Below are 13722 nucleotides of genomic sequence, written 5' to 3' on the forward strand. Positions count from 1 at the left end.
CGACTGAGCCATTCGTCCCCGACACACACTGAAGGCGGCTCCCCACAGGTCAGGAGCCTACGGGGAGCCGCCTTCAGCTGCGGCAGCGGCGGATCAGCGGGATGAACCGCTGTCCTGGGGGATCAGAGAGCTGATCAGAAGACCGGGAGCTTGAGCTCCTGGCCGACGAAGATCAGGTTCGGGTCGTCGATGCCGTCGACGTTGGCGCCCCACAGGTCCTGCCAGTCGTCGATGCCCAGGGCGTCGGCGATGGAGGACAGCGAGTCGCCCGCCTCGATCGTGTAGGTCTCGTCGGAGACCTCAACCTCGGTGTTCGGCTGGGCAGACGGGGAGGACGGGGCCGGAGCCTCCTCCTGAGCCGGAGCCTCTTCCTGCTGCGGGGCCTCCTGCTGAGTCTCCTGAGCCGGAGCCTCCTCCTGCTGCGGGGCCTCCTGCTGAGTCTCCTCAGCCGGGGCCTCCTCCTGCTGCGGGGCCTCCTGCTGAGTCTCCTCGGCCGGGGCCTCGTCGCTGCCCGCGTCGGAGGAGGTGGAGGTGCCCGGGTTGCCGGAGATGCCGAGGCTGGCGGTGCAGGCGGGCCACGCGCCCCAGCCCTGGATGGCCTGGAGCTTCTCGGCCCGGTGGATCTGCTCCTGCTTGGAGGCCTGGTGCGGGTAGCCGGAGCCGCCCACTGCCTGCCAGGACTGCAGGGAGAACTGCAGGCCGCCGTAGTAGCCGTTTCCGGTGTTGATGGACCAGTTGCCGCCGGACTCGCACTGGGCCAGCTGGTCCCAGACGCCCGAGGCGTTGGCGGCGGGGGCCGCCGCAGCGACGCCGACGCCGGCGAGGGTGGCAGCAGCCAGGCCGCCGCCCACGATCTTCTTGAAAGTCTTGGTGGTCTGCATAAGGCAGTAGCTCCGAAGTCCCCGACACTCGGACCCTCCCGGGCCGTCGTCATGTCACCGTCCAGCTTCTTTCACGTCGAATCGCGATCACGTACACAGGGCCGACTGAACGGACGGTGACGGGGAGTCTGTCGGCCCCTGCGCTTCCGTGACGCCGACGTCGCCGATCCGGTACGTCCAGATCACGTCAACATCACGGAAGATGTCCGCCACCCAGTAAAAGGTCTCAGAACGATTGCGTCAACCCGGCCGACACGCAGTGAAACGAGGACGATCCGCGCCATGACGCGGATCCGGGCTCGTTATCGTCTCGTGATCTGACTTGCTGTGAAAAACATGTGAGTGGTGTCGGCGGCTGTCCTCCGGTGCAGCCAGGCATTCATCGGCCCAGGTCAGAGGCCTACCGAAGCGAGAAAGTCGTTTCTGAGCCGCCCGTCCGGGTCGAAGTGTCGGCGTAGCCGCGCGAAGTCGTCCCACCGGGGGAAACGGGCTCGCAGGGCGGTGGCGTCCAGAGCGAACAGCTTGCCCCAGTGCGGCCGGGCAGAGGCCGGCAACGCTTCCTCCAGGGCTGGCAGCAGAGCTGTCACACCTTTCTGGTCGGGGTGCCAGGTGAAATGGAACCCCACGGTGTCACCGGCGAAAGCGGGGCTCAACCACAGGTCGTCGCCGCGCATCGTGCGTATCTCATTGGCCTGCAGAAGCGGTCGGATACGGTCGGCGAGTCCGCGGACCGCCTCGAATGCCTCGACGGCGTCCTGGCGGGGCACCAGGTACTCGCTCTGCAGCTCGGCACCTGCTGACGGTGTGAACTCCAGCTGGAAGTGGGGGAGGCGGTCGTACCACGGCCCGGGCAGTCCGCCCTGTTCCGAGCAGGACGCCGCCGAGACTCCCGGCAGCGGATGGCGCTTCCCGTCGGCGACGCGGGCGTCGAGCAGCTCGACGAGCGCATCGGTCTCTGCCTGGTCCACCTGGGCAGGGACGGGAGCCTTGACCCACATCTGGTCCGCGACGTCGGTGCGGCTCCACGTGGTGAAGATGCTCACGCTGCGCCCGAGGCCGGTGACGGCGTCCAGGTTCTCCATCACTGCGTCCCACCGGGGTGCTTCGAATACGGTCTGGGCCACCTCGTAGGTCGGCTCGACATCCAGCTCCACGGTGATGACCGCACCGAGTGCGCCCAGATTCACCACGGCGCCGTCGAAGTCCGGCTCGCCGCGCCGCAGTGTATGCACGGACCCGTCCGGGGCCATGATCTCCAGGGATCGCACGGCGGAGGACAGAGTGCCCACCCGGTCGCCGGACCCGTGGGTGCCGGTGGCCACGGCACCGGCCACGGAGATGTGTGGCAGAGATGCCAGGTTGTTCAGCCCGAAGCCCTGCTGATGCAGGGCGGGGGCGAGGTCCCCGTAGCGCATCCCACCGGCGACGGTGACGGAGTCCTCGTGGACCTCGAGCACGGCGGGCATCTGGTCGAGGCAGATGAGGGTCCCGGTGGTGTCGGCGATGGTGTTGAAGCTGTGGCGCGAGCCCAGCAGGCGCTTGCGTCCAGGCCGGGTCATCGCCTCATGGAGCTCGTCGACAGATCGCGGATGCGCCACCTCAGAGGCTTGGTACGTCAGGTTTCCGGCCCAGTTGTGCTCCGCCGATGCTTTCTGTGAAGTGCTGGGACCGTCCTGGTCGTGGCCCGCTGCGGCCTCTTGCCCTGCGCTCATGTGCTGTGCCCTCCCGCTGTACTCTCTGGCGTGGTCGTCCTGCCGTCGGCGGCGTGGTCCCGCACTGCCTCGACAGGCGAGGCAGACCCCACGGGGCCCGGGTCCATGGTCCACGTGTGGCGTGGGAGTCGGCACGGCGCAGGCGCGACATGTACAACGATGAAATCTACAGGATGTCCGGTGAGGATGCCCTGGAGCGACCGGCGACCGGCGACTGGAGTCCGGTGAACGCGGGGCGGTCCTTCAGGAAAGAAGGTCCCGAAACGACGACGAGGTGTGAACTGCGGAGGAATGCGTTCTTCCTTCGCAGTTCACACCTCGTGTGACATGGGGTGAGCGACGGGGCTTGAACCCGCGACCCTCGCGACCACAACGCGATGCTCTACCAGCTGAGCTACGCCCACCATGTTCCGGTCCCGGCCTGGCGGCCCTTCTCGGATCTCTGCTCGACCGATCCGGGCCTCCGGAGCGCTCGAGCAGCGCGAACCAGTCTACACACATTTCGGAGTGAATGAGACATCGACCCCGGTCGCAGGCCGGTGTGATGTTCGCCTCATCGGCTGCGAGGACTCTCAGAGCGCCCGGAAGACGGTGCGCCGGTAGTGCTTCAGCTCCTCGATGGAGTCCCGGATGTCACCCAGGGCCCGGTGGTTGCCGGTCTTCGCCGGGGCCCCGTCGCGAGCTTCCGGATACCAGCGGGCGGCCAGCTCCTTGATCGTGGAGACGTCGATGATCCGGTAGTGCAGGTGCTCGGTGAGCTTCGGCATCCCCAGGCGCAGGAACGCCTTGTCCGCGTGGACGGAGTTGCCGGCCAGGGGGGCGACTCCGGCCTCGGGGACCCAGGCCGTGACGTAGTCGAGCACGCGTCGTTCCGCCTCAGCGAGGCTGACCCCGCCCTCCAGCTCCTCCAGGAGGCCGGAATCGGTGTGCATGCGACGCACCACCGGGGCCATGCGATCCAGCGAGCCCTCCGGGGGACGGATGACGACGTCGACGCCGTCGCCGAGGATGTTCAGCTCGCTGTCGGTGACCAGCGCGGCCACCTCCACCAACACATGCGTGTCGGGGTCAAGGCCCGTCATCTCGCAGTCGATCCACACCATGCGTCCGGACCAGTCTCCGGCAGCGCTCCCGCCCGCGGGCGAGGCCTTCTTCTCAGCAGCCGTCTCGGTCCTGGTGTCAGTCCTGTTGTCAGTCACAGCTCAACCCTATCCCCGCCGCCCCCGTCGGACGGCGCCTCAGCGGCCGCAGCGGCGGTGATATCTTCGTGAGGATGACCGACGTGGCCGACGCCGACGACTCCGCCTCTGCCCAGCGCAGACCTGGTGGAGCCCTCGGCGACACCGCACTCCGCGTCGGACGCCGTCTCGCGGAGATGGGACGCACCGGCCACCGCCCGGCAGGCCCTCGCGGACCGCTCATCGAAGGGTTCCTCGGCTCGCTGCTGGTCCTCGCCGGCTCCCTCGGCGTCGGCTGGCTGGTCAGCATCTCGCCGATCGCCCGTCATCCCTGGATCATTCCGCTGCGCACCGAGCCCGCCGGGGTCATCGTCTGCACCCTTGCCCTGACCCTGGGATGCTGGGTGATGTTCCGCGCCTGGCTGCGCCTGGGACGGGCACTGGGAGACTTCGGACCCTCCAGCCTGCGCACCGTCAACCTGGCGGTCCTGCTGTGGACGCTGCCGCAGATCATCACCCTGCCGATCTTCTCCCGGGACGTCTTCGCGTATCTGGGCCAAGGGCGCCTGGTCCTGGCAGGCGAGGATCCCTATACGACCGGGGTCTCCTCCCTGGACAACTGGTTCCACCTGGGCACAGACATCCTCTGGGCCGAGTCCGAGACGCCGTACGGGCCCCTGTTCCTCTGGATCGAGGCGGCGGTCATGCGGGTGGCCGGCGAGAGTCCGGACCTCGCAATCCTGCTGTTCCGGCTGGCCTGTGTGGCCGGCGTCGTGCTGATCGTGGTCTACGTGCCGAAGCTGGCGGCGCTGCACGGGGTCGACGGGGCCCGCGCCCAGTGGATCACCGTGGCCAACCCGCTGCTGATCATCAGCTTCGTCTCCTCGGCCCACAACGACGCGCTCATGGTCGGCTTCGCACTGGCAGGGGTCTACGCAGCCGCGCGTGGACAGGGGGTGCTGGCCACGGTGCTGGTGGTCGTCTCCATCGGCATGAAGCCCATCTCCATGGTGCTGCTGCCGTTCATCGGGCTGCTCTGGGCCGGGCCCGCCGCCGGGTGGGGACGGCGATTCCTGTACTGGGCCTGGACCGCCGGCATCGCGGCCACAGTGCTGCTCGCCGTGGGCGTCGTCCAGGGATACGGCTTCGGCTGGCTCGCCGTGATGGCCGGCACCGGGACCGGCAGCGTCTTCTGGTCGCCGCTGGGGATCGCCGACGGGATGCTCTCCACCGTGCTGGGATCGCTGGGCATCCCCACCTACTGGACCCTGGACACCTTGAAGCTCATCGGGCGGCTGCTGTCCGTGGTGATCGTGCTTCTCCTCATGTTCCGAGGCGACCCGCGGCACGTCGTCCAGCGGATGACCTGGGCCTTCACCGCTCTGGTGGTGCTCTCGCCCATCATCCAGCCCTGGTACCTGCTCTGGCTGCTGCCCCTGTTCGCGGTCACCGGCATCCGGAGGGACTGGCAGTTCAAATGGGTCGTGTTCACGGTCGCGTTCTTCCTGGCGTTCGGCGCCTCCGACCAGCTCTCCATCTGGCAGTTCCTGGAGATGGACCAGCAGATGGTGGCCCTGTCCCTGGCCGTGTCCTGGGCGTGCATGCTGTGGATGGGGATCCTCGACCGGGGGACGCGCTGGGTGGTCTACGAAGGCTGGAACCTGCCGCCGCTGAGACTCCAGCGTCCACGGTGGGGGACCGGCCGGAGGGCGGACCGTGCGTGACACCCTGATCTCGCGGGCCGCCTGGCGCGCCCGCGAGGTGCTCGGCGCGTTCCCTGGCACCGCCTGGCTGATCGGCGGCGAGGAGGCCGCCGCCTCGCACACGTTGCGTCAGGGGCTGCTCGCCTCCCTCATGATCATGGTGGGCTCCTGGGGTGTGGGCTGGCTGGCGATGACGCCGTCGTCGGTGCTGGCGGTGCATCCGCTGCTGCTGCCGCTGCGCACCACCACTGCCGGTGTCATCATCTGTGCGGTGCTGCTGAGCCTGGGCGCCATGCTTCTGGTGCGCTCCTGGCTGCGCCTGTCGCAGCGGGTGGGCGGCTGGCACGACGGCGCGACGTCGACCATCCGCCGTGCCGTGCTGCTGTGGGGGACCCCGCTGCTGTTCACCGTGCCCATCTTCTCCCGGGACGTCTATTCCTATCTGGCCCAGGGCCGGGTGCTGCACGCCGGGCTGAACCCGTATGAGTCGGGGGTCTCCGAGCTGCCGGGCTGGTTCATGGAGGGCGCTGACGGACTGTGGGCCCAGTCGCCCTCTCCGTATGGTCCGCTCTTCCTGCTGCTGGCCCAGTTCATCTGGTTCCTCTCCGGCGGCATCCCGGAGATCTCGGTGGCGCTGTTCCGCCTGCTCAGCGTACTGGGCATCGCGCTGATGCTGGTGGCGATCCCCCGGCTGGCCCGCGCCTTCGGATCCCAACCGGCCTGGGCGCTGTGGCTGTGCGTGCTGAACCCGCTGAGCCTGCTGGTGTTCCTGCCTGCAGCGCACAACGATGCGCTGATGATCGGTCTGATGCTGCTGGGCATGTGCTGCGCGCTGCGCCGCCGGCGCCTCTATGCCGTGCTGCTGCTCACCGCGGCGGTGGCCGTGAAGCCCATCGCCATGACGGTGCTGCCCTTCGCGGTCCTGCTGAGTCTGCGTGGCCCCACTCGGATCACCGGCCAGTACAGTGCCAGGATCCGCGAATGGGTGTTCGCAGGCGCCCTCGCCGCCGGGCTGCTCGTCGGAGCGGGGCTCATGCTCGGCGTGGGGCTGGGCTGGATCACCGCAGCCCTGGGAGCCGGGTCCGCGATCGCTCCGGTGGCGCCGGTGGGGCTGCTCGGCACCGGGCTCGGTCTGGCGGCCGCCGTCGTCTGGGGCCAGGACGCGGACCAGACGGCGACGTGGATCTTCGCCGGGGCGCGGCTGATCTCCGCGGCGCTGCTGGCGTGGATGCTGCTGCGGCCGCGGGTGGGCAATCCGGTGCTGTGGGCCGGCGTCGGGCTGACCGTGGTGGTGCTCAGCTCCACTGTCATCCAGCCGTGGTACGTGCTGTGGATCCTGCCGCTGTTCGCCGTGGTGCACGTCCATCGCGGGCGGTCCCTGGTGCTGGTGAGCCTGCTGCTGACCGTGATGGTGCTGCTCTCTCTGGTCGGGCAGCTCTCGGTGGCCCAGTGGATCGACACCGCGGTGGTCCAGGGGATCGCCGCCGGCGTCGCGGTGGTGTATCTGGTGTACCTGCTGATCTTCGACCCGAACACCACTGAGCTGTTCGACATGCGGCGACCCTCACAGGCCTGGAATGCCGCCGCCGGATGGGTGGGCCTGCAAGAATTGAGCCGATCTGCGGCCATGGCCCCCGCGGCCGATGCTGTGCAGGGGTCCGCCGACCCCCAGACTCCCGACCGACACGAAGGACCACGGTGACCCCTGCTGCCGAGACCCGTTCCACGCCACGCTCCTCCCGGATCCTGTGGCTGCTGCTCGGTGCCACCGTCCTGGGCGCGGCCCTCTCGGTGCTGGCGGTGCAGTGGTGTCGGGTCAACGGGTGGATCGACCCGGGGCAGCACGTGCACATGTGCTATTCGGACTTCTCCCTGCTGTTCACCGAACGAGGCCTGGCCGACGGACGCTTCCCCTTCGTGGACGATGTGCCGACCGACCAGGTGATGGAGTATCCGGTGCTCATCGGTGTGGTGGCAGGGCTGGTCTCGATGCTCGTGCCCGGCACCGGAGAGGGCCACGAACGGGTGCTGGCCTTCTACGACCTCAACCATGCCCTGGTGGTGCTCTGCTGGCTGGGCACGGTCCTGGCCACGGCGTTCTCCGCGGGGCGCCGCCGGTCCGATGCGCTGCTGGTGGCCCTGGCACCGGGGATCATCCTCACACTGTCGGTCAACTGGGACATGTGGGCGGTGTTCCTGGGGGCGCTGGCGCTGCTGCTGTGGGGCCGCGGCCGCCCCGTCTGGGCAGGGGTGCTGATCGGGCTGGGAGCGGCCATGAAGCTGTACCCGCTGTTCTTCTTCGGCGCCGTCCTGGTGCTGTGCCTGCGGGCGGGCCGGCTGCGCTCGGCGGCGGCCACCCTGGTGGCGGCCGTGGTGACCTGGGCAGCGGTGAACCTCCCGTTCATGGTGACCTCCTTCGACCAGTGGGCCACGTTCTACCGGTTCTCCTCCGAGCGGGAGGTCAGCTTCTCCTCGATGTGGCTGGCCTTCGGCTGGCTCGGTCTCGACGGAGAAGGTTTCTCGCTGCTCTCCAACGGATTGTTCCTGCTGTGCTGCCTCGGAGTGGCCTACCTGGCCTGGGCGGCGCCGACGCGCCCTCGGATGGCGCAGCTGTGCTTCCTGATCGTGGCCAGCTTCATCCTGCTCGGCAAGGTCTACTCCCCGCAGTTCGTGATGTGGCTGATCCCGCTGGTGGTGCTGGCCCGACCGCGGGTGCGTGCGTTCGTGGTCTGGCAGGCCGCCGAGGTCTTCCATTGGGCCGCCGTCTGGCTGATGAGCGCGAAGATCACTTCGGGTGGGGAGATCGGCGCGGGACATCACCTCATCGAGGGCGCCTATGGCCTGGGGATCGTGCTGCATATGGCCGCGGTCATCTACCTGATGGTGCAGGTGGTCCGCGAGATTCTGCATCCCGAGCTCGACGTGGTGCGCTCTGACGCGACCAGCACACCCGCCTCTCCCGGCACGGCCTATGACCCGTTGGCCGGGGTGCTCGCCGGTCGTCCCGACGTCGTCGCCCTGCCCGGGCTGGGTCTCCGGACGGCGCTGCACGTGCGCTGGTGACCTCGGGGTGCGCAGCTCCGGTGGGGTTCTGTCGCTGCGGTGGAACGCGTAGGCTCCTGCCGACAGGCCGACGCTGAGGGGGACCTATGTGTGGACGGTATGTGATGGCGTTGCGGGCCGGAGAGCTCGTCGACGCGCTGGAGAGCTGCGGCATGGACGAGGTGTCGCTGGGTGGGGAGCTTCCCGGCGACGACGCGCAGCCGTGGCGGCTGTCCTGGAACGTCGCCCCGACCTCGACGGTGCCGATCCTGGTGGAGCGCTACGAGGAGGGCGAAGGTCGGCGCCGTGAGGTCCACGCCGCCCGATGGGGGCTGCTGCCCCGCTGGGCCGAGAGTGCGGCGTTCAGCTCGAAGACCTTCAACGCCCGCTCGGAGACGGTGGTCTCCAAACCCAGCTTCCGCTCTGCGGTGCGCAGGAGACGCTGCGCGGTGCCTGTCCAGGGGTACTACGAATGGCAGGTGACCCAGGATGAGGGCGCCTCGAAGCCGGTGCGCACGCCCTTCTTCATCCAGGACGCCCAGGCGCCGCTGATTCTCTTCGCCGGCCTCTACGAATGGTGGAAGGATCCGCAGCGGGAGGCCGAGGGACAGGACGCTTGGGTGCTCTCGGTGACGATCCTCACCGGCCCGTCGCCGCAGCCGGCGGAGGCAGACGATGACGGCGCGACGGGCGCCGTAGAGGACGACGGCGCGGCGGTCGCCGCTGACGACGAGGGGGCGGCCCAGGGTGAGGCGGTGCTCACCGAGCTGGCGGGACTCCATGACCGCCTCCCGCTGGCGATGTCCCCGCAGTCCGCCGCCGAGTGGATCACCCCCGGCGAGCGGTCGAAGCAGGAGATGGAGGTTGCCGTCGGGGCGCTGCGCACTGATGCGGTCCAGGTGGCCCGCGGCTGGAGGATCCACGAGGTGGATCGGGCGGTCGGCAACGTCCGCCATGACTCCCCGGAGCTCATCCGGCCGGTCGGCACGATGTTCTGACCCAGCCGCCGAGCTGAGGTGCGGGCATGGCCGTCGTCGAGGTCCTGATGACCTAGGATCTGAGGGTGCTCTCCATGCTGATGACGATCGCCCCGATGTTCGTCGTGCTCGTCGTCGGCTTCCTGGCCGGATTCGCCGCCCGCTTCCGGCAGGCCCAGGGCGCCCTGAACGCCTTCGTGTTCTACTTCGGTCTGCCGGCGTTCGTCTTCTCTGCCGTGGTGGACGCCCCGCTGGGGCACGGGTTCCCGGTCGGAGCGGTGATCATCGCCGCCGTGGTGACGCTGGCGCTGTCTGCCGCGACCTACGGGATTGCGCTGTTGCTGGGGCCGCGGGCCCGCGAGGGGGCGGCCCCGACGTCCCTGGCGGCGACCTTCGGCAATGTGGGCTACTTCGGAATTCCGATCACCTTGAGCGCCGTAGGTCCGGAGGCCGCACTGGCCGCCGGCATCATCCACCTGGTGCACAACATGGTCTACATGACCGGCTATCCGGTGGTGCGCACCGTCGTCGGCACGGCGGCGGACGCTGGGGCCGGCGGTGCGTGCCGGGACTTCCCGTCCGTGTGGCGGCGCCGGCTGTGGCCGATCGTGAAGCGGGCTGTGCTGATCAACCCGGTGGCGCTGTCCATGGCGGCGGCGCTGCTGCTGGTGCTCACTCCGTTGGGGCTCCCCGGCGTGGTCACCGAGAGCGTGGACATGGTGGGGCAGACGGCGGTGCCGCTGGCCCTGTTCGCCGTGGGCCTGGCGATGCATCCGGCGGTGGAGGGCATCCGCAGCGGCGGGGTGCCGAAGCGCTCCATCCTGCTGGGCACCGTGGTGAAGATCCTGGCCCTGCCCCTGCTGACATGGCTGGCGGTGCTGCCGTTCCTGGATCACCTCGGACCGGTGTGGGCCATGACCCTGATCCTCATGGCGGCCATGCCGTCCTCCACCACGGTGTTCATCTTCTCCGAGGAGTACGACGGCGACGGTCGGCTTGCCGCGGCGATCCTGGTCGCTGGCACGCTCGCCTCCATCGTGACCATCCCGCTGGTGGCCGGGTTCCTGACAGTGTGACCACGACCCGCCGGGCATGTGAGACAGCTCACAGATAGGATGTCCCCACGGAGGTGGGGCGCATGCAGGAGCTTCTGGGCGATGTGTGGCCGATCCTCGGAGCAGTGGTGCTCATCGGGATCCTGGCCTGGGCGTGGTGGACGAAGAAGCAGGAGCGGGACAGGATCCGCAGCGCGGCGGAGGCGCGAGGATGGTCGTATCGTCCCTCCGATCGATCCCTGACGCGCCGCTTCGAGGGCAGGCCGTTCCGGTACGGACGACGCGGCAGGACGCCGTTGTCCGGTCAGGCCCGCGTGGATTACCGGACCACCGCGGTGCACGTGCTGGAGGGCGAGCATCGGGGCCGGCCTCTGCTGGCCTTCGAGTATCGGTACCGCACCGAGAGGCCGTCGGGGACTGCTCGGGGCACGTCCTCGGGATCACGCCGACGGGAGCGCGTCCAGGTCACCGAGAAGCACCAGATCGTGGTGCTGGGGCTGCACCAGCCGATGCCGCCGTTCTTCCTCGAACGTCGCGGCCTGTTCGGCAAGGCCGCCCAGGCGGTCGGGGTCGGCCCGGAGGCCATCGGGGACCCGGAGTTCGACGAGAGGTTCGTCGTCGGCGGCGTCCCGGCCGACCAGGCTCAGGAGATCCTGACCCGGGATGTGCGCACGTGGCTCCTCCAGGAGGAGCGGGCCGACCGGTGCCCGGTCCGCGTCGAGGGCGACGGCCTGCTGACCCACTCCCGGGCCGAACTGACCGTCGGACGCGTGGCGAAGGCGGCCGACTTCCTGGCGGAGCTGCTGGACCGCATCGAGACTGCCGAGCGCAGGCCCTGAGCCGACCCACGGCGGGTCGCGGGTGATCGCCCCGCTCACCGTCGGAGGTCCGACGACGGCGCCGCGCCGCGCCACGCTTCGCGGCGGGCATCGGTGACGCGCTGTCGCGAGAGGACTCCGGGAAGGCCTCGTCCGCGATCGGTGGTGAGGGTGGCGATGACGCTCAGCAGGACGAACGCCCAGGCCGCGGCGGTCCCGGGGCCGGGTGCGAGCATCAGCACGCCGAAGCCCACGACGCCGGTCACGGCCCGCAGCGTCCTGGTCACCGGTGTGGGGAAGACGGAGCCGGTGTAGCGCAGCTGCACGGCGACGTCGCCCACCGACCTGCCGGTGCCCAGGATGAGCAGCAGCCAGACGGCGCAGGCGGACAGCATGCCAAGCGTCGTCGGGGTCTCGCCGAGGGCCGCCTCGCGGTCGTCCAGGACGTACAGGAGGCCAGCCCGCAGAGCAATCGTCACGGCGGCCGCGAAGAGGAGGAGACCGAGGCCGTCGCAGAGCATCGCCAGCAGGCGCCGGCCCCGTGTGACCTCGCGGGGCATCACGGCCTCCACGTGGGTCCGGATGCCGCGGCGTTCGCGGGGGATGAGCACCGCGATGACGGATCCGCAGACGGCGCCCAGAGTGTTCATCAGCAGATCATCGACGTCGAAGACCCGGTAGGCACATGGGTAGAGGCCCCAGACGCCGGTCAGCTGAGTGGTCTCGATGACTGCGGACACACACAGACCCACCACTGCCGCCGTGGGGATCCCCCGGTTCCCCAGGAGCCGGATGAAGAAGCCCAGCGGCACGAACAGCAGCACGTTCAGCGCCAGCTGAAGCACGGCGGGGTCGGTGAGCGTGGCGCGCGGCGGGCCCAGCGCGCCTCGGACGTCATCGACGAAGCGCAGCGGATCCAGATTGGTCCCTGCGCAGGTGATCGTCTCGGGCGAGGGTAGGGGCAGCAACGTATAGGACCAGATGGCCCAGAAATAGACCAGTGCGGCGAACCAGACGAACAGACGCGTCGCGCTCAGCCGCCCCCGCACCCGATAGCTGACTACGACGAACGGCACGAACAGCGCGACCGCGGCGGCGAAGCCGACGCCGATGGCCAGCGCCCCGAGGATGACCTGCTGCTCCATGGGGGAAGCCTATCGCCGGCATGCGGGCCACGAGCTCCGCAGGATCCGCGCGAACCGTTCGCCGATGAGCGCGTGTGTGGCAGTGTCCGGGTGGAGAGCGTCCGGCAGGGGAAGCCGTTCCGCGTCTCGGGGCCCATAGAGGGACAGCCCGTCGACCAGATGCAGATGGGGATCGTCCTGGGCGCGTTCGCCCACGATCCGGGCCAGCTCCGCACGGACGACCGTCAACGTCAGGCGACCCTGCTCGACCTCGGCAGGGTCTCCGGCGGCGTGGAAGACGCGGCGCACGACGCCGTCATGCCCCGCGTGATCAGTGGCGACCACGGGCCCGGGAGTGTGCTCCTGGATGCCGCACCACAACGGGGTCACCACATGCAGCGGGGTGGTCGGATGGCCGTCACGGATCGTGTCCAGGAAGCCATGGACCGCAGGGGAGAAGCTGCGCAGCCGGAACACATCGCCGTTGACCACGTTGATGCCCAGCTTCAGTGTGATCACATCCGCCGGCAGGTCCCGGATGGTCCGCGCGGTGAACTGGTCGAGCATCGCGTTGCCGGCCAGCCCCAGGTTCACCAGGTCGAGGCCTGCGGCCTGCGCCGCCACCGCCGGCCAAGCCCGTGACGGTCCCTCGGCGTCGGATCCGTGACTGATGGAGCTGCCGTGGTGCACCCACCGCGGACCGTCGGACGGGGCCGGCGCCACTGGAGCATCCGCATGGATGTCCACCAGCTCCGCCGGCTCCTCATACGGCAGCCAGATCTCCACCAGCTTGTCGCCCGCGGGGAGCAGTCCGTCCGGGGCCGATCCGGAGACGTCCACCTGCCACAGCCCGGGATCCTCTGCCGTCCGGACTGGCTCCGACCCACGCTGCTCGAGCGGCTGAGCGACAGGACAGCTCAGCAGGGAGCCGTCGACCAGTACGTCATGCAGCGGAGCCGGGCGAGTGGGATCATCCCGGGCCCCCATGTCGGTGGGCAGCACGGTGACCATCAGCCGCCGGGCCGCCGTGCGCAGCCGCAGCCGCACTCCTGCCGGCGCGGCGGCCACAGCCGCTGTGCCCGGGTCATGGATCTGCCGCCGGGCCGGCGCCGGAAGCCGGTGCGGGACCACTCCGCGGAGACCCGGGGCGAGCTCCCCCGCGCCGTGGACGTGAAGGGCTTCGATCGGACACGTCAGCGCAGAATCACAGGACACGTCGGTCATGGATCGAC

Annotated in this window: 11 protein-coding genes and 1 tRNA gene; 6 read left to right on the forward strand and 6 right to left on the reverse strand. The window is 69.5% G+C overall.

Annotated elements, in window-relative coordinates:
- Positions 1 to 134 precede the first annotated feature (134 nt).
- The 4 genes from rpf to orn form a co-directional block, all read right to left on the reverse strand.
- Complete coding sequence (gene rpf, locus SD455_RS00430; protein ID WP_445506943.1) at positions 135 to 881, reverse strand: resuscitation-promoting factor Rpf; 747 nt, start codon at positions 879 to 881, stop codon at positions 135 to 137.
- 392 nt (positions 882 to 1273) lie between these two features.
- Positions 1274 to 2593 (reverse strand): FAD-binding protein, encoded by a 1320-nt coding sequence (locus SD455_RS00435; RefSeq protein WP_085437297.1) that lies wholly within the window; start codon positions 2591 to 2593, stop codon positions 1274 to 1276.
- A 328-nt stretch (positions 2594 to 2921) separates the two neighbouring features.
- Positions 2922 to 2997 (reverse strand) — tRNA-His (locus SD455_RS00440).
- Between the two features lie 168 nt (positions 2998 to 3165).
- The gene (gene orn / locus SD455_RS00445) at positions 3166 to 3696 is read right to left on the reverse strand and encodes an oligoribonuclease (RefSeq protein ID WP_085437298.1); all 531 of its coding nucleotides are present in this window, start codon (positions 3694 to 3696) and stop codon (positions 3166 to 3168) included.
- A gap of 170 nt (positions 3697 to 3866) precedes the next feature.
- Between orn and mptB (SD455_RS00450) the strand changes: the two genes are divergently transcribed.
- The 6 genes from mptB (SD455_RS00450) to SD455_RS00475 all read left to right on the forward strand — a co-directional run bounded on the left by mptB (SD455_RS00450) (position 3867) and on the right by SD455_RS00475 (position 11387).
- Positions 3867 to 5495, forward strand: a complete 1629-nt coding sequence (gene mptB / locus SD455_RS00450) for a polyprenol phosphomannose-dependent alpha 1,6 mannosyltransferase MptB (protein WP_445506944.1) — start codon at positions 3867 to 3869, stop codon at positions 5493 to 5495.
- Positions 5488 to 7176: a polyprenol phosphomannose-dependent alpha 1,6 mannosyltransferase MptB gene (gene mptB / locus SD455_RS00455; protein WP_445506945.1), complete on the forward strand. Its 1689-nt coding sequence runs from the start codon at positions 5488 to 5490 to the stop codon at positions 7174 to 7176. The genes mptB (SD455_RS00450) and mptB (SD455_RS00455) overlap by 8 nt, the downstream gene beginning before the upstream one ends.
- Positions 7173 to 8537, forward strand: coding sequence for a glycosyltransferase family 87 protein (locus SD455_RS00460; RefSeq protein ID WP_070160857.1), 1365 nt, complete (start codon positions 7173 to 7175; stop codon positions 8535 to 8537). The genes mptB (SD455_RS00455) and SD455_RS00460 overlap by 4 nt, the downstream gene beginning before the upstream one ends.
- A 104-nt stretch (positions 8538 to 8641) precedes the next feature.
- Positions 8642 to 9514 (forward strand): SOS response-associated peptidase, encoded by an 873-nt coding sequence (locus SD455_RS00465; RefSeq protein ID WP_237089981.1) that lies wholly within the window; start codon positions 8642 to 8644, stop codon positions 9512 to 9514.
- A gap of 74 nt (positions 9515 to 9588) precedes the next feature.
- The gene (locus SD455_RS00470; protein ID WP_445507011.1) at positions 9589 to 10569 is read left to right on the forward strand and encodes an AEC family transporter; all 981 of its coding nucleotides are present in this window, start codon (positions 9589 to 9591) and stop codon (positions 10567 to 10569) included.
- A gap of 62 nt (positions 10570 to 10631) precedes the next feature.
- The gene (locus SD455_RS00475; RefSeq protein WP_445506946.1) at positions 10632 to 11387 is read left to right on the forward strand and encodes a hypothetical protein; all 756 of its coding nucleotides are present in this window, start codon (positions 10632 to 10634) and stop codon (positions 11385 to 11387) included.
- A 35-nt stretch (positions 11388 to 11422) separates the two neighbouring features.
- Here the strand turns inward: SD455_RS00475 and SD455_RS00480 are convergent, their stop codons facing one another.
- Both SD455_RS00480 and SD455_RS00485 read right to left on the reverse strand, forming a co-directional pair.
- Positions 11423 to 12511 carry a VanZ family protein gene (locus tag SD455_RS00480; protein WP_311024238.1) on the reverse strand — a complete coding sequence of 363 codons (1089 nt, stop codon included), beginning with the start codon at positions 12509 to 12511 and terminating at the stop codon, positions 11423 to 11425.
- A 9-nt stretch (positions 12512 to 12520) separates the two neighbouring features.
- Positions 12521 to 13714, reverse strand: coding sequence for a GDSL-type esterase/lipase family protein (locus SD455_RS00485; RefSeq protein WP_445506947.1), 1194 nt, complete (start codon positions 13712 to 13714; stop codon positions 12521 to 12523).
- Positions 13715 to 13722: the final 8 nt, after the last annotated feature.

The sequence above is a fragment of the Nesterenkonia sp. K-15-9-6 genome (assembly GCF_052656005.1).